Below are 15,404 nucleotides of genomic sequence, written 5' to 3' on the forward strand. Positions count from 1 at the left end.
CCCCTTACTGATCCGTAGCTGGGGCGCCGAGACTAGCGGAAGCATTCATCTCCAATGCAAAGAGGATCGCCGACCCCAGTACTCCCGCGGCGCTTCGGCCAGCGTCGCGAGCGCACGCAACTCGCCGTCGGCGAGATTCACCCTGGTAGCGGCCAGATTGGCGGCCAGCTGCGCCGGGCTGGCGGGCCCGACGAGCACCGTGGAAGCCCATGGCCGGGCGAGCACCGCCGCGACCGCGACCGCGTCCGGCCCGACCTTGTGCCGCGCCGCGATCCGCGCCAGCACCGGCGGCGGGGACACCACGAGCCTGCCGTTGGCGAGGGTTTCCTTGACCAGCACGAGGTTTCCGGCCGCGTGCGCGTCCGCGAGCGCGCGCCCGGCGGAGGGTTCAAGCAGGTTCCAGGTCGACTGCACCGCGGTGAAGATGGGTTTGCCGGCGACCTCCAGGTCGAACGCCCGCCGGATCACCTCGCTCTGCCGGGGGCCGGATGTGGAGAACCCGACGCGCACGCCGTCGTCGCTGAGCGCGGAAAGCGCTCTCAGCAACGGCTCGTCACGGAACAGCGGGCTGTCCGTGGTGAGCGAATGCACCTGGTAGAGATTGATGGCCGAACCGAGCAGCGCGCGGCTTTCCGACCACTGGCGGGAAAAACTGCTCGCCGAGTGCTCCTTGACCTCGTGCATCGCCGCGTCCATCCGCCACGCGCCGACGTAGGTGTAGCCCCATTTGCTCGACACCGTCACGTCACCGTGGTTACGCCGGCCGAGCCAGCCGGCCAGGAACTCCTCGGCGCGGCCGTACGAGCGCGCGACGTCGAACCAGCGGACCCCGGCCTGGTAGGCGGCGTCGAGCACGGCATAGCTCGCCCGCCGCATCGTCTCGACATCGCGAGTCGCCGGAAGCTCCTCCACCCTGCCCAGATTGATGTACGCGGGCCGGCCCAACGCGGCCAAGCCGAGTCCGATACGCAGGGCCCTCCCCTTTCCTCCCGGTCAGCTGGACATAACGAGCCTCTATGTCCCGCCGAGGTTGTTATACACCGTCGGCACGCTGGCGGAGGATGTCCAGCCACTGCCGCGAGTTCAGTGCCTGGCGGTGCAGCTTCTCCAGCCGCGCGGCGGGCGCCCGCACATACCCCTTGCCGAACACCGGCGCGATCTGCCGCAGGCTCGCCCCTTCCTCGCGGGCAGCGAGCAGGGCCCAGTCGGACGCGTCCGCGCAGGCCGCCGAGGCACGCCGCAACTCGCCGAGGACGGCGATCAGGTCGTCCGCGGCGACCTGCCCGGTCTGGACGGCGGCAGCGGTTTCTTCCAGCCACGCCAGCACATCCGCGGCGGTGACCGGGGCGTGGGGACGGAAAGGCTCACTCACGAGCCGAAGTATAGGACGTTATACACCGCGCAGGGCGCGCGACACACGAAACGGGGCCGCCGACACCGCGCGGGGGTCCAGGGGGCTTGCCCCCGGCGGGGGTCTGGGGGTTCGACCCCCAGAAGACACGGTGACGGGATCGGGGCGAGCGCTCTCCGCGAGCACACCGCCCCGATCCCGTCACCCCCGCCTTGCGCTCAAAGATATTGACCGGTGTTGGTGGCCGTGTCGATGACGCGGCCGGAATCCTGGTTCTTGCCGGTGACGAGCGTGCGGATGTACACGATCCGCTCGCCCTTCTTGCCGGAGATCCGGGCCCAGTCGTCGGGGTTGGTGGTGTTGGGCAGGTCCTCGTTCTCCGCGAACTCGTCCACGATCGCGTCGAGCAGGTGCTGCACCCGCAGGCCGGGCTGCTTGGTCTCGAGCACCGACTTGATCGCCGACTTCTTCGCCCGGTCCACGATGTTCTGGATCATCGCGCCCGAGTTGAAGTCACGGAAGTAGAGGATCTCCTTGTCGCCGTTCGCGTAGGTGACCTCGAGGAACCGGTTCTCGTCGGTCTCCTCGTACATCCGCTCGACCGTGTGCTGGATCATCGCCTCGAGCGTGGCCGGCACGTCGCCGCCGAACTCGGCGAGGTCGTCACTGTGGATCGGCAGTCCGGCGGTCAGGTACTTGGAGAAGATGTCCTTCGCACCCTCGGCGTCCGGCCGCTCGATCTTGATCTTGACGTCCAGCCGGCCCGGCCGCAGGATCGCCGGGTCGATCATGTCCTCACGGTTGGAGGCGCCGATCACGATGACGTTCTCCAGCCCCTCCACACCGTCGATCTCGGCCAGCAGCTGCGGCACGATCGTGGTCTCCACGTCGGAGGAGACACCGCTGCCACGGGTCCGGAAGATCGACTCCATCTCGTCGAAGAAGACGATGACAGGAGTGCCGCCGGACGCCTTCTCCCGGGCCCGCTGGAAGATCAGGCGGATGCTCCGCTCGGTCTCGCCGACGAACTTGTTCAGCAGCTCCGGGCCCTTGATGTTGAGGAAGTAGGACTTGGCGTCCGCCGCCGTGCCGTCACCCCGGGCCTCGGCGACCTTCTTGGCCAGCGAGTTGGCCACCGCCTTGGCGATCAGGGTCTTGCCGCAGCCGGGCGGCCCGTAGAGCAGGACACCCTTCGGCGGCCGCAGCTCGTACTCGCGGTAGAGGTCGGCGTGCAGGAACGGCAGCTCGACCGCGTCGCGGATCTGCTCGATCTGCCGGCTCAGGCCACCGATGTCCTCGTACCGGACATCCGGGACCTCTTCCAGCACGAGGTCCTCGACCTCGGCCTTGGGCACGCGCTCGTAGGCGTAGCCCGCCTTCGAGTCCACCAGCAGCGAGTCGCCCGGCTTGAGCGGCTGCGCGGCCAGCGGATCCGAGAGCCAGACCACCCGTTCCTCGTCGGCGTGGCCCACGACCAGCGCGCGGTGCGCACCGGTCTCGAGTTCGGGCGCGAGCACCTCGCGGAGCGCGCACACCTCACCGGTACGCTCGAAATCGCCACCCTCGACCACGGTGAGCGCTTCGTTGAGCCGCAGTGCCTGGCCGCGCTGCAGCGAGTCGATCTCCACCGCCGGCGACACGGACACCCGCATCTTCCGTCCCGCGGTGAAAACGTCGACCGTACCGTCCTCGTACGACTCGACGAAGACGCCATAACCACTGGGCGGCTGGGCGAGCCGGTCGACCTCTTCGCGCAACGCGAGCAGCTGCCCGCGCGCCTCGCGCAAGGTCTCGACCAGTTTGCTGTTCCGCTCTGTGAGCTGGGCCACACGCTCCGACGCTTCGGCCAAGCGCTGTTCCAGCACACGGTTCTGGCGGGGTGAATCAGTCAGTTTCCTCCGCAGCAGCGCGACTTCCTCCTCGAGGAAACGCATCTGCCGCGCGTACTCGTCCGGCGTCGTTCCAGCTCCAGTCGTCTCTGAAGGGTCGGCTTCTTCATGCCGACCTCCGGGAAGGTCGTGTTGCATGTCGGCACCTCCTCGGAGTGCTTTTCATCCACGGTACCGGCGATCACCGACAAGAAAAGGTCTATCCGCATCACAGGATCGGCGCGTCGAACCGGATACACGTAACAACGGCCCAGGCAAGCGCCCGTCACGGTGCATCGTGAACCGGCCCGGGAACTACTCTCCGTACAGCCGAGGCGACGGACGGCGTCCGACCGGGCTGTGCGCGATTCACCCATGTCACGACCACCCAACCAAGGCTTAACAGGACGTTCATTTTAGCGAATCCCCGGGCCAAATCCGTTCGAACCAACGGAAAACCGGTGCGCCGCTCCCCCGCGCGGGCGGGGGGCGGGGAGGCTGCGAGCGCTTTCCGGGCGGGGACATCTGGTGAGACTCCCACCGGATGTGACTCAGGGCGCTGACCGGGACCGCGGCCGTACCCGGCGCTACGATCACGCCAGCATGCGGGATTTTGCCGGGCATCGGCGAATTTCGCCACGGGGCGAACCGGAACGGGCTCCGGCGCGTCGGAGACAACGTTGAGGGCGCAGCGACAGGGAACGAGGAGCTCATGACCCACCCGCCGAGCGGGCCTTACGGCCGGCCCGGACCGTACGGCCCACCCGGCGGCGCCGGACCGTACGCCCAGCCCGCGCCGCCGCAGCAGGCGTTCGACCCGTGGGGCCAGGCGCCGGGCGCCTTCGACGCGTTCGGCAGCCTCGAGGGCCCGGTGGCCAAGCCGCCGGAGAAGAAGCGCACCGGCCTGATCGCCGGCATCATCGCGGCCGTGGTCGTCGTACTCGGCGGTGGCGTGACCGCGATCGTGCTGCTCAGCGGATCCGGCGACGACACGGGCAAGCCGGTGGCGGCGCCCGGCGACCCCGCCACCCCGGCCGGGGTGGCGCAGCTGGCCGTCGACGCGTTCAACGCCCGCGACGCGAGCCGCTACGCCGCGCTGGTGTGCACGCCGCCGAAGCAGGCCGACATCGCGAGCCTGCAGCAGCAGTGGACGACAGCGTCCGACGTGCACGGCACCGTCAGCGCTGCGCCGCGGATCACCGGCGCCAGCGCGACCGCGCAGGTCACCGTGACCTATAACGGGAGCACACAGAACACGACCATCCCGATGAAGCAGCAGGGACAGAAGTGGTGCATCGATGAGTCCTGAGAGGGATGCTGAGCCGAGCACGACGCTGTTCTCGTCCGAACGAGGGGGCACCGCCCGATGACCTATCCGCCACAGCAGCCAGGGCAGTGGGGGCAGGATCCCTACGGCCAGCAGGGCCAGGGCCAGCAGGGCCAGCCCGGCCAGTGGGGCCAGCAGCCCGGCGGCGCCTACCCGCCCAGCGGTCCCCAGCAGCAACCCGGGTACGGCCAGCAGCCCGGCTATCCGCAGAGCGGTCCCCAGCAGCAGCCGGGCTACGGCCAGCAGCCCGGGTACGGGCAGCAGCAGCCCGGCTACCCCGGTGGCCCGCAGGAGGGCTATCCGGGCGGGCCGACGCAGCAGTTCGGGTACGGGCAGTTCCCCGGTGGTCCCGGTGGCGAGCCGCCGAAGAAGAAGACCGGCATGATCATCGCCATCATCGCGGCCGTGGTGGTCGTGGTCGGTGGCGGGGTGACCGCACTGGTCCTGCTGACCGGCAAGGACGACAAGGGCACCAGCGCCGCGCCGCCGCCCAGCCAGGTCGCGCCCGCGCCGACGAGCAAGAGCAAGTCGTCCAGCTCCAGCCGGGCGCCCACCTCGTCGTCCTCGTCGTCCGGGACGCCGGCGGTCGGCGGAAAGTCGACGCCGGACGAGACCGCGCAGGCGGTCGCGCAGGCCTACGGCAACGCCGACCGGCAGGCGCTGCAGGACACCGTGTGCGTGAGCACCGGCCAGAAGGCGCCGGACATCCCGCCGGGCATCTCGGTCACCATCAACGGCCCGGCCCAGAAGGACGGCGACACCGCGCTCGTCCCGGCGACGGCGAAGGGTCCCGGTGGCACCAAGGACTTCGAGATCGGCGAGAAGTTCGAGGGTGGCGTGTGGTGCTACGCCGGGGACAAGACCAGCTGACGTTCCCTGTCAAATGGAGCCCCGGCCGCGAAAGTGGCCGGGGCTCCGTCGTCTTCAGCGGTTGCGGGTCGGCCGTCGCTGGGGCCGGGGCGGCGTGACCCCGTCGGCGAGCCGGCGGGTGGTGAGCAGGAACGCGGTGTGCGCGACCATCCGGTGCTCGGGCCGCACGGCGAGGCCGACCACGTGCCACGGCCGCAGCAGCGTCTCCCACGACTCGGGCTCGGTCCAGCCCTGCTGTTCCCGCAGCGCCTCGGTGACCGTGGACAGCTGCGTCACCGTCGCGACGTAGACCACGAGCACCCCGCCCGGCACGAGGTTCTCGCGCACGGTCGGCAGGACTTCCCACGGCGCCAGCATGTCCAGCACGACCCGGTCGACCTCGCCGGTGTGCGTCGCGAGGTCGGCGATCGTCAGGTGCCAGTTGTCCGGGCGGCCGCCGAAGAACCGTTCGACGTTCTTGACCGCGTGCTCGGCGTGGTCGTCACGCACCTCGTACGACGTGACGCTGCCTTCCGGCCCGACCGCGCGCAGCAAAGAGCAGGTGAGCGCCCCCGAGCCCGCACCGGCTTCGAGCACCCGCGCGCCCGGGAAGATGTCGCCCCACATCACAATCTGCGCCGCGTCCTTGGGGTAGATCACCTGCGCGCCGCGCGGCATCGACAGCACGTAGTCCGCCAGCAGCGGCCGCATCGCGAGGTACGACGTGCCGCCGGCCGAGGTGATCACCGAACCTTCCGGGAGGCCGATCAGGTCGTCGTGCCGCAGCGCGCCGCGATGGGTGTGGTACTCCTCACCCTCGGCCAGCACCAGTGTGTAGTGCCGCCCCTTCGGATCGGTCAACCGCACCCGGTCACCGGGACTGAACGGCCCGCTCACTGAACCTCCACCATCGTCTGCGTATCGAGCGACCGATCTTCGCAGATCACGCGCGCCGTGGTTCAGTGGGCACGGCGGGCGAACGCGACCCGGAGATCCTCACGGCGCAGCACTCCCGCGGGCCGGCCCTCGTCGTCGACGACGAGGAACTGCCACGCGGCCGTCTCGCGCACGCGCTCCGCGATCTCCTCCCCCGGTTCGGAAGCCAGCAGCACCGTCTCCGCGCGGATCGGTTCCGCCGCAAGCTCCGCGGGCGCCTGCGGCGACGTCGCGGCCAGGCGCTGCGCCTCGCCCTCGTCGAGCAGGCCCGCGGCCACCCCGTCCGCGCGCACCAGCACCACGCCGCGCCCCGCCGACGCGGAAAGGGCGTCGGACACCGGGCTCTCGGCGGGCAGCTGCAGCACCGGGCGGACGAGATCGGTCACCACGAGCCCGTCTGGCCAGCTGCGGTTGTTCTCCGCGGCCAGCTCGCCGCCCGCGCCCATCGCCACGAACCACGCCGTCACCACGCACACGCCCAGCCGCAGCCAGCGGTCCTCGCTGCCGGCGGCCATCCCGAAGATCGCCCACAGCAGCAGCGCCGCCGCGACCACGCCGCCACCGACCACGGCCGCCTTGGTGCCGCGCGCCCGTGTCCCGGTCAGCGCCCACACCCCGGCCCGCAGCATCCGCCCGCCGTCGAGCGGCAGCCCGGGCAGCAGGTTGAACAGGCCGACGGCCAGGTTCGCGACCGCGCACTGGGCGACCAGCAGCCAGGCCGCGGTGTCCGAGGGCACCGCGAGCAGCAGCAGCCCGCAGAACAGCGCGAGCAGCACCGAAACGATGGGACCGGCCGCGGCGACGAGCCCCTCCTGCCGGGGTTCGCGCGGGGTTCTGGCCACTTCGGACAGTCCACCGAGGAGGAACAGCCGCAGCCGCCGCACCGGGATCCCCAGCCGCAGCGCGACGACGACGTGCCCCAGTTCGTGCAGCAGCACGGAAAGCCCGAGCAGCAGCGCGAACGCGGCGGAGAGCACCCAGGACGTGGCGGCGCTCGCGCCCGGCAGCAGCCGGTCGACCATCGGCGCGTAGAGCACGATCACCACGAGCGAGCCGATCCACCAGGACGGCGCCAGCAGCACCGGCACGTCCTGGACGCGGAACAGCAGGAGGCCGCCGTCGGCGACGGTGAAGTATCGCCTCGGCCGGCTCCGCGGCTGCTCGCTGGTGGCGGACATGAGCCCAGCGTAGAGCCCCGGGTGTGGGGGCACGGTGACGGCGTTCGTGACACGGGGTGATCGCCATGGGTGGCGGGACACCAAAATGTCATACCCCTGTCTTAGAGTGCGGGGCATGACACAGACGGCAACAGAGGACCAGGAGACTGCACCGGCGACCGCCGTGCGGCGGCCGGCGCTGTCGCCGTCGCGCGCCAGCGACTTCAAACAGTGCCCGCTGCTCTACCGGTTCCGCGCGGTGGACCGGCTGCCCGAGACCCCGACCAAGGCGCAGCTGCGCGGCACGCTCGTGCATTCGGTGCTGGAACGGCTGTTCGCGCTGCCGCAGTCCGAACGGCTGCCCGAGCGGGCCAAGGAGCTGCTCGAACCGGCGTGGAGCGAGCTGTCCGCGGACCGTACCGAGTGGACCGAACTGTTCGCCGAGGACGACCAGAGCCAGGTCGCCGACTGGCTCACCAGCGCCGGAAAGCTGCTCGACAGCTACTTCGCGCTGGAGGACCCGCGGCGCCTGGAGCCCGAGGCGTGCGAGCTGCACGTGGAGACCGAACTGGATTCGGGTGTGCTGCTGCGCGGCTACGTCGACCGGCTCGATGTGGCGCCCACCGGCGAGATCCGGGTCGTGGACTACAAGACCGGCACCGCGCCGCGCGAGATCGGCGAGGCGAAGGCCATGTTCCAGATGAAGTTCTACGCGGTGGTGCTGTGGCGGCTGCGCGGGATCGTGCCGCGGCAGCTGAAGCTGATGTACCTCACCGACGGGCAGTCGCTGGCGTACACGCCGGACGAGCCCGAGCTGCGCCGGTTCGAGCGCACCCTGGAGGCGATCTGGCAGGCGATCCTCAAGGCCGGCAAGACCGGGGACTTCCGGCCGAACCCGGGCAAGCTGTGCGACTGGTGCGCGCACCAGTCGCGGTGCCCGTCCTTCGGCGGCACGCCGCCGGAGTACCCGGGCTGGCCGGAGCCCGACCCGGGCGAGGAAACCCCGTTGGACCGAGCGGACTGAGGATGTCTGAAAGCGCTTACTACCTGCCACTGGGCGAAAACCGCTACCAGCCGACCGTGCACACCCGCGGCCCGTGGACGCCCGACGCGCAGCACTTCGGGCCGCCGTCGTCGCTGCTCGCCCGCGCGCTGGAAGCGCTTCCCCGGCCACGGGAAAGCCAGCTCGCGCGGGTCACGGTCGAGATACTCGGCCCCGCGCCGCTCACCGAGCTGTCCGTGACCTCGCGGGTGGAACGGCCGGGCCGCTCGGTCGAACTGCTGGTCGCCGAGCTGGGCGCGGGCGGCCGGGTGGTCGCCCGCGCGGCCGCGTGGCGGGTGATCTCCACCGACACCACCGAGGTCGCGAACCTGGCCAGCGGCGGCTGGCCCAAGCCCGAGGACTGCGCGGTCCTGTCGTGGCCGAAGAGCTGGGTGGACGGATACCTCGGCTCCGTCGAATGGCGGTCGGTATCCGGCGGCCTCGTCGAACCGGGCCCCGCGGCGGTCTGGGGGCGGCAGCAGGTGGCTCTCGTGGACGGCGAGGAACCCACGCCGCTGCAACGGTTGTTCGCGGTCGCGGACTCGGGCAACGGGGCGTCGAACTTCCTCGACGCGCGGGAATGGTGGTACATCAACAGCGAGCTGACGGTCCACCTGCAGCGCCCGCCGGAGGGCGAATGGATCGGCCTGGACGCGGCCACCACGGTCGGCCCGGGCGGCATCGGCACGGCGGCGAGTACGCTTCGCGATCTCGAAGGACCCGTCGGGTTCGGCGCGCAGGCGCTGATGGTCCGGCCACGGTGAACCGGACACACGGCGGGTGGGTCCCCCGACCGGCTACCGAGATCCACTACTGTGCTGTTCGTTACTAATCCGACTACAGTCACGGCGGAAATGGGTTTCTACCAGCAGGTCGGCTGCGGAGTCGTATCCGCCTACTTCCGGTCGGATCAGTAACCTGGCCGCAACGACGATCCTGGGAGCGCTCGAGTGCAGATCACCTCGGTGGTCAACCAGAAAGGCGGCGTCGGCAAGACCGCGCTGACCGTCGGCGCCGCGGCGGCACTCGCCGAACGGGGCCGGCGGGTGCTCTTGATCGACCTCGACCCCCAGGGGCACGCCACCACCGAGATGCTCGGCCTGCCCGAAGCGTCCGCGCAGGCACCGAGCCTGGCCAAGGCGCTGACGAAGACGTGGAAGGGCCCGGTCGAAGACCTCGTCGTCTCGCACCCGCGCAGCAACCTCGGCCCCGGCGGCGCGCTCGACGTCATCCCCACCTCGCCCGGCATGTTCGACCTGATCCGCCGGCTCGACGGCTTCCGGGTGCCCGGCTGGCAGCTCGCCCGGGTGATCCAGTTCGCCAACTACGACCATGTCCTCATCGACTGCCCGCCGGCGCTGGACGTGCTGACCAACAACGCGCTCGCCACGACGCACGGGATCCTGGTGCCGGTGCAGCCCGACCGCACCAGCATCCGGGCGCTGCGCCTGCTCAACGACCAGCTCGCGTACGTGCAGAACGCGGTCAACCGCGACCCCATCCCGTACTTCGGCGTGGTGCCCGGGCTGTACCGCCGGCCGATGTCGACCTATGCCAGCGCGGCACTCGTGGAGCTGGAGAACTTCGGCTACCCGCTGCTGTCACACGTCCCGCTGGGCGTCGTGATGAACGAGGCCGCCGCGCACGGCACGCCCGTCACCACGTTCGCGCCGGAGACCACGCAGGCGGTCGCGTTCCGGCAGATCGCCGAAGTGCTCGACGGCTACTTCGCGAGCCGCCCGGCGCCCGCCCCGGTGCCGATCGCGGACGAGTTCGTGTTCGAGGACTTCATCACGTCCGTCGCACGGACCCGCAACGAGAACGACAACGGCGCCCGCAAGAAGCTCTACGACCTGATGCCGAAGAAGCCACGCGCGTAGGCATTCCCCGCCGGGTGGGTGAGCCACGGGGGTTCGGTCGCGAGTGGACGGTTACCACGCTCGATGTCGTCGCGAACAACGCGAGGCTACGGCCAGTTCGGGCTGATCGAGCAGCTCAGCGAGGCTGAGGCTCGCGCGCAGTTCGAGACGAACCTGTTCGGCGCACTGTGGGTGACGCAGGCGGCGCTGCCAATCAGGCCCAGCGGTCGGGCACATCCCGCAGGTGTCGTCGATCGGCGGCGTCTCGGCGTTCCCGGACATTCGGCATCTGCAACGCCTCCAAGTGGGCGCTCGAAGAGTTGAGCCAGTCGCTCGCGGAATGGCGTGCCTGGGAACACCTGTCGATCGCCGTGTACGGCGAGCGTGACAGAGCCGGGCCGAACGCCGGCCCGGCTCTGTCATCGGTTCACAGGCGGCACGAACGGATGTCGGACGCGAGGATCGCCTTCGCGCCGGTGTCGGCGAGCTCGTCCATGATCCGGTTGGCGTCCTTGCGCGGCACCATCGCCCGCACCGCGACCCAGTCCGGGTCGGCGAGCGGGGCGACCGTCGGCGACTCCAGGCCGGGCGTGATGGCGATCGCGGTGTCCAGGAGCTGCCGCGGGCAGTCGTAGTCCAGCATCATGTACTGCTGCGCGAACACCACGCCCTGCAATCGCGCGGCGAGCTGCGACCTGGGCTTCGACGCGGGCGCGCCGGCACGCTGCACGAGCACCGCCTCCGACGCGCAGATCGGGTCGCCGAAGGCCACCAGGTTGTGCTGGCGCAGCGACCGTCCGGTCTCCACCACGTCGGCGATCGCGTCGGCAACACCGAGCTGCACCGAGATCTCCACGGCGCCGTCGAGCCGGATCACCTCGGCCTCGACCCCGTGCCCGGCCAGGTCGGCGCGCACCAGGTTCGGGAACGACGTGGCCACCCGCTTGCCGGCCAGGTCCGCCGGCTTCCAGTCCTGCCCGGCCGGGGCGGCGTAACGGAACGTCGAGGCGCCGAAGCCGAGCGCGAGCGTCTCCTCGACCTGCGCGCCCGAGTCGATCGCGAGGTCCCGGCCGGTGATGCCGAGATCCAGCTCGCCGCTGCCCACGTAGATCGGGATGTCCTTGGGGCGCAGGAAGAAGAACTCCACCTCGTTGGCGTGGTCGAGCACGGTCAGATCGCGGTCATGCCGGCGCCGGTAGCCCGCCTCGCCGAGCATCTCCGACGCCGGCTCCGCCAGCGCGCCCTTGTTCGGCACCGCGACCCGCAACATGCCCATCAACCCCGTCCTCTACAAGTAGCGGTAGACGTCCTCGGTGCTCAGCCCACGGCCGAGCATCAGTACCTGCACCCGGTACAGCAGCTGGGAGATCTCCTCCGCGAGCCGGTCATCCGATTCGTGCTCCGCCGCGATCCAGACCTCACCGGCCTCTTCGAGCACCTTCTTGCCCTGTGCGTGTACGCCGTCGTCGAGTGCGGTGACGGTGCCCGACCCGGCCGGCCGGGTCCGCGCGCGCTCGGTCAGCTCCGCGAACAGCTCATCGAAGGTCTTCACGATCTGTAGATCCTTCCATCCACCGGCACGCGCGGGCGATCCGGCTCCCGCGGGCGGGAGCCGGATCACAGGACGGGAGGCTCAGGGACTCTCGCGGGTCGGCACGATGCTCGCGGTGGCCTGGTTTCCCGCGCGCGCGAACGTCACGTCGACGGTCCGGCCGTTGCGGGCGCCGAGTTCGGCGATGGTGAGCTGTTCCGCGCTCGTCGCGAGTTCGGAGTTGATCGTCGTCAGCACGTCACCGGGCGACAAGCCGGCTCGGGCGGCGCCCCCGGCTGGATCGACGGAGACGACGAGGAGCCCCCCGGGCAGCGAGGCACGGCTGGCGAGTGCCGCCGGCAGCGCCTGCACCGACATGCCGGTGGTGTAGTGGGTGACGTTCCCGTCGGCGATCAGCTCCGTCACGATCGGCATCGCCACGTCCACGGCGACCGCGAAGCCGAGTCCGACGCTGCCGCCGCCGGACTGCCCGCTCTCCCCGGGCACGGTGGCGATGGCCGTGTTCACCCCGACGAGCCGGGCCTGGCAGTCGACCAGCGCGCCGCCGCTGTTACCCGGGTTGATGGAGGCGTCGGTCTGGATGGCGCCGACCAGGTGCGCCTGCCCGCCGCCGGCGGCGGGCAGCGCCACGTCGCGATCCAGGGCGCTGACGATGCCGGAGGTCACCGTGCCGTACAGCCCCAGCGGCGCCCCGAGGGCGATGACCGGTTGCCCGACGACGAGAGCCCGCGACGAGCCCTGTCGCATCAGCGGGACATCAGGGGCGCCGTCGGTGGCCCTGATCACCGCGAGGTCGGTCAGCGGGTCGCGGCCGACGATGGTGGCGGCGCTGGAACGGCCGTCGTGGTAACGCACCTGGAGCGCGCCGCCGCCCGCGGCCGGGGCGATCACGTGGTCGTTGGTGAGGATCACGCCACCCGGTTCGACCACCTCGCCCGATCCGGTACTGCCCTGGGCGGCGATCGTCACCACGGACGGCAGGCCGGTGGTCGAGACCGCCGCGGCGTCGCAGGTGGCTGCGGGCGTCGTGGTGGCGCGCGGAACCGCCAGCCAGACCACGAAACCACCGACGAGACCACCGATGATCGCCGTCACCAGCGGGACGAGCAACGCTCGCCATCGTCCCCGCACGCGGGTGGGTGTTTGGCTCATACCTGTCACCGACCGGATCGATGCACGTCGGACGCGAACAGGTTCAGCCCGATCGTGCGGGACAGATACGCCGTGGCCCGTTGCCCGCGCACGCTGTTCCCGGCGGAGTCCAGGCGTGGCGAGAACGTGCCGATCCCGCCCTTGCCGGGGGCGATCGCGGTGATTCCCCCGGACACCCCCGACTTGGCGGGCAACCCGATCTCGAACAGCCATTCCCCGGACCGTTCGTACATTCCGGTCGAGGCCAGCACAGCCAGCGTGTCACGGCAGACGCCCGGCGAGACGACGCGTTCCCCGCTGACCGGGTTGACGCCGCCGTCGGCGAGCGTGGCACCCATGATCGCGAGGTCGCGGGTGCTCACGTTCAGCGCACACTGTCGCGTGTAGACGTCGACCACGTCGAGCGGGTCGAGGTCGATCCGGCCGTAGCTCTCCAGCAACCGGGCGATGGCGCGGTTGCGCTGGTTGGTGACCACCTCGCCGTGGTAGACGACCCCGTCGAGCGCCAGCTGCCGGCCGGCGAACCCGGACAGGCCGGTGCGGATCCGCTCCCACTGTTCGGCCGGCGTCGCCCCCGGTACCAGTGCGGTGGTGGCCAGCGCGCCGGCGTTGACCATCGGGTTCATCGGGTGCCCGCCGTTGAGCTCGATGGCCATCACCGAGTTGTACGCCAGGCCCGTGTTGTTCACCCCGACCCGGTCACGGACGATCTCGTGCCCGTGGGCCTCGCACACGAGCGCGTACACGAACGCCTTCGAGATCGACTGGATCGAGAACTCCACGTCCGCGTCCCCGGCGGTGTGGACCGCCCCGCCCGTCTCCGCCACCGCCACGCCGAACAGGCCGGGGTTCGCGTCGGCGAGCACCGGGTAGCGCGCGACCAGGCCGTCGTCGTGGCCGCGGTAACGCTCGTACGCGGCCGCGACGTACGCCTCGACCTGGCCGGGTTCCGGCAGTGAACCCGTCGATACCGCCTGGTCCACACCCTCGACATCGGTTTCCATGGCCCCCGGCCGCACGCTCACGCCAGCGCGTGGGCTTTGAGCCGCTGGTACTCCTCGGGGGTGATGGCGCCCGAGTCGAGCAGCTGCTTGCCCTTGGCGATCTCGTCGGCGGCGCCGCCCGCGACGTCACGGATGTAGCTGTCCATCTCCTCCTGCTGCCGCCGCGCGGCCGCCTGGGACCGCCTGGCCATCCCGGGCCCGCGGAACACCAGGTACGCGAGCGCGGTGATGAATGGCAGGAAGAACAGGAAAATCAGCCACAACGCCTTCCAGCCGCCACTGAGTTCGCGGTCCCGGAAAAGATCGGTGATGATATTGAACAGCGCGAACAAATAGGCTATCAGCGCGAAAATCCAGAAGAGAGACCAGAAGAAGCTTCCCACGTTGTGCAGAAAATCCATGACAGCTCACTTTCGGATCGCGGGGGCGAACCGGGCTGTCGCCGGCGGGGAGCGAGTACGCGAACACTCCCGGCCGGTCAAAGGTGTGTGCGTGACCCCGGCTCGACTACCGGCCAGGCGTGCGCACGAGAGGCCGACTCGAACTCAGTATGCGCCGGCACCACCGAATGCGCATGCCGTGCCGCCATTCCGCGGAAAGGCCCGGCCGATCAGTGCGCCCGGAAGATTCCGGCGAGCCCGGCGGCATCGATTCCGGCCAGCGAATCCCGGAACACCCGCCGCGCACCGGCTTCGACCGGCACGTCGTTCGGCACGACGAGCACGACGCACCCGGCGGCCACCGCGGACGCGGTGCCGGTGCGGGAGTCCTCCACCGCGACGCAGCGCGACGGGTCGACGCCCAGCAGCCGGGCGGCGCGCAGGTAGGGCTCGGGATGCGGCTTGTTCAGCCCACCGACCTCGTCCCCGCACACGGTGACGTCGAAGAACTCGCGGCCGATCGTGTTGAGCGCGAGCTCGGTCAGCGACCGCTCGGTGGAGGTCACCAGGGCCGAGGGCAGCCCGGCGGCCCGGACCGAGGCGAGCGCTTCCCGCGCGCCCGGGCGCCACGGCAACGTGTCGTCGAACAGCCGCGCGGTGCGCTCACGGATCCACACCCCGGTGGACGCGACCTTCGCCGCGGTCGGCTCGTGGCCGGTGACTTCCAGCAGGTACGCCGAAGTGGCGTCCATGTTGGAGCCGACCAGGGTGAGCCGCTGCCGCTCGGTGAGCGTGCCGCCGAGCCACTCCGCCGCTTCGTACAGCGCGACGTCCCACAGCTTCTCCGAGTCCACCAGCGTGCCGTCCATGTCCCACAGCACACCGGCAGGGGCGTCGCTGCCGTCCACAGTGGACGGTGTAGTCATG

Annotated in this window: 16 protein-coding genes; 5 read left to right on the top strand and 11 right to left on the bottom strand. The window is 70.5% G+C overall.

From position 1 onward, the window contains the following. Positions 1–45 precede the first annotated feature (45 nt). From LOZ83_RS22180 to arc, 3 genes are all read right to left on the bottom strand, one after another. Positions 46–972, bottom strand: coding sequence for an aldo/keto reductase (locus LOZ83_RS22180; RefSeq protein ID WP_374202694.1), 927 nt, complete (start codon positions 970–972; stop codon positions 46–48). Positions 973–1,033: 61 nt separating this feature from the next. Then, complete coding sequence (locus LOZ83_RS22185; RefSeq protein ID WP_236793050.1) at positions 1,034–1,372, bottom strand: hypothetical protein; 339 nt, start codon at positions 1,370–1,372, stop codon at positions 1,034–1,036. A gap of 197 nt (positions 1,373–1,569) precedes the next feature. Next, positions 1,570–3,378: a proteasome ATPase gene (arc, locus tag LOZ83_RS22190; protein ID WP_236793052.1), complete on the bottom strand. Its 1,809-nt coding sequence runs from the start codon at positions 3,376–3,378 to the stop codon at positions 1,570–1,572. A 553-nt stretch (positions 3,379–3,931) separates the two neighbouring features. On the opposite strand from arc, the gene LOZ83_RS22195 reads away from it, so the two are divergent. Next, positions 3,932–4,528, top strand: coding sequence for a hypothetical protein (locus tag LOZ83_RS22195; RefSeq protein ID WP_236793054.1), 597 nt, complete (start codon positions 3,932–3,934; stop codon positions 4,526–4,528). Between the two features lie 57 nt (positions 4,529–4,585). Beyond that, the gene (locus tag LOZ83_RS22200; RefSeq protein ID WP_236793056.1) at positions 4,586–5,416 is read left to right on the top strand and encodes a hypothetical protein; all 831 of its coding nucleotides are present in this window, start codon (positions 4,586–4,588) and stop codon (positions 5,414–5,416) included. A 54-nt stretch (positions 5,417–5,470) separates the two neighbouring features. Here LOZ83_RS22200 and LOZ83_RS22205 read toward each other — a convergent pair whose 3' ends face one another. Together LOZ83_RS22205 and LOZ83_RS22210 are read right to left on the bottom strand one after the other, a co-directional pair. Next, on the bottom strand, positions 5,471–6,292 hold the full coding sequence (locus LOZ83_RS22205; protein WP_236793057.1) for a tRNA (adenine-N1)-methyltransferase: 822 nt from the start codon (positions 6,290–6,292) through the stop codon (positions 5,471–5,473). 62 nt (positions 6,293–6,354) lie between these two features. Further along, positions 6,355–7,509, bottom strand: coding sequence for a M50 family metallopeptidase (locus LOZ83_RS22210; RefSeq protein WP_236793059.1), 1,155 nt, complete (start codon positions 7,507–7,509; stop codon positions 6,355–6,357). A gap of 115 nt (positions 7,510–7,624) precedes the next feature. Between LOZ83_RS22210 and LOZ83_RS22215 the strand changes: the two genes are divergently transcribed. From LOZ83_RS22215 to LOZ83_RS22225, 3 genes are all read left to right on the top strand, one after another. Next, entirely contained in the window at positions 7,625–8,512 is an 888-nt protein-coding gene (locus LOZ83_RS22215) for a RecB family exonuclease (protein ID WP_236793061.1), read from the top strand. 2 nt (positions 8,513–8,514) lie between these two features. Then, positions 8,515–9,294, top strand: a complete 780-nt coding sequence (locus tag LOZ83_RS22220; protein ID WP_236793063.1) for a thioesterase family protein — start codon at positions 8,515–8,517, stop codon at positions 9,292–9,294. Between the two features lie 186 nt (positions 9,295–9,480). Next, positions 9,481–10,410, top strand: coding sequence for a ParA family protein (locus tag LOZ83_RS22225; protein WP_236793065.1), 930 nt, complete (start codon positions 9,481–9,483; stop codon positions 10,408–10,410). A 406-nt stretch (positions 10,411–10,816) separates the two neighbouring features. On the opposite strand, the gene hisG is transcribed toward LOZ83_RS22225, so the two are convergent. The 6 genes from hisG to LOZ83_RS22255 all read right to left on the bottom strand — a co-directional run bounded on the left by hisG (position 10,817) and on the right by LOZ83_RS22255 (position 15,403). Next, positions 10,817–11,659, bottom strand: a complete 843-nt coding sequence (hisG, locus tag LOZ83_RS22230; protein WP_236793525.1) for an ATP phosphoribosyltransferase — start codon at positions 11,657–11,659, stop codon at positions 10,817–10,819. 18 nt (positions 11,660–11,677) lie between these two features. Further along, complete coding sequence (locus LOZ83_RS22235; protein WP_236793067.1) at positions 11,678–11,941, bottom strand: phosphoribosyl-ATP diphosphatase; 264 nt, start codon at positions 11,939–11,941, stop codon at positions 11,678–11,680. 81 nt (positions 11,942–12,022) lie between these two features. Beyond that, complete coding sequence (locus LOZ83_RS22240) at positions 12,023–13,093, bottom strand: S1C family serine protease (protein ID WP_236793069.1); 1,071 nt, start codon at positions 13,091–13,093, stop codon at positions 12,023–12,025. A 5-nt stretch (positions 13,094–13,098) separates the two neighbouring features. Further along, entirely contained in the window at positions 13,099–14,118 is a 1,020-nt protein-coding gene (gene glsA / locus LOZ83_RS22245) for a glutaminase A (RefSeq protein ID WP_236793071.1), read from the bottom strand. Next, the gene (locus LOZ83_RS22250; RefSeq protein WP_236793073.1) at positions 14,115–14,498 is read right to left on the bottom strand and encodes an SHOCT domain-containing protein; all 384 of its coding nucleotides are present in this window, start codon (positions 14,496–14,498) and stop codon (positions 14,115–14,117) included. Before LOZ83_RS22250 ends, glsA begins: the two co-directional genes overlap by 4 nt. A 209-nt stretch (positions 14,499–14,707) precedes the next feature. Next, the gene (locus LOZ83_RS22255) at positions 14,708–15,403 is read right to left on the bottom strand and encodes an HAD family phosphatase (RefSeq protein WP_236793075.1); all 696 of its coding nucleotides are present in this window, start codon (positions 15,401–15,403) and stop codon (positions 14,708–14,710) included. Position 15,404: the final 1 nt, after the last annotated feature.

The organism is Amycolatopsis sp. GM8 (genome assembly GCF_021653975.1).
Lineage (GTDB): Bacteria > Actinomycetota > Actinomycetes > Mycobacteriales > Pseudonocardiaceae > Amycolatopsis_E.

Coding starts and splice junctions, on each gene's coding strand:
- arc (WP_236793052.1), bottom strand. CDS start 3,378: ATGCAACACGACCTTCCCGGAGGTCGGCATGAAGAAGCCGACCCTTCA.
- LOZ83_RS22195 (WP_236793054.1), top strand. CDS start 3,932: ATGACCCACCCGCCGAGCGGGCCTTACGGCCGGCCCGGACCGTACGGC.
- LOZ83_RS22200 (WP_236793056.1), top strand. CDS start 4,586: ATGACCTATCCGCCACAGCAGCCAGGGCAGTGGGGGCAGGATCCCTAC.
- LOZ83_RS22210 (WP_236793059.1), bottom strand. CDS start 7,509: ATGTCCGCCACCAGCGAGCAGCCGCGGAGCCGGCCGAGGCGATACTTC.
- LOZ83_RS22215 (WP_236793061.1), top strand. CDS start 7,625: ATGACACAGACGGCAACAGAGGACCAGGAGACTGCACCGGCGACCGCC.
- LOZ83_RS22220 (WP_236793063.1), top strand. CDS start 8,515: ATGTCTGAAAGCGCTTACTACCTGCCACTGGGCGAAAACCGCTACCAG.
- hisG (WP_236793525.1), bottom strand. CDS start 11,659: ATGTTGCGGGTCGCGGTGCCGAACAAGGGCGCGCTGGCGGAGCCGGCG.
- LOZ83_RS22240 (WP_236793069.1), bottom strand. CDS start 13,093: ATGAGCCAAACACCCACCCGCGTGCGGGGACGATGGCGAGCGTTGCTC.
- LOZ83_RS22250 (WP_236793073.1), bottom strand. CDS start 14,498: ATGGATTTTCTGCACAACGTGGGAAGCTTCTTCTGGTCTCTCTTCTGG.
- LOZ83_RS22255 (WP_236793075.1), bottom strand. CDS start 15,403: ATGACTACACCGTCCACTGTGGACGGCAGCGACGCCCCTGCCGGTGTG.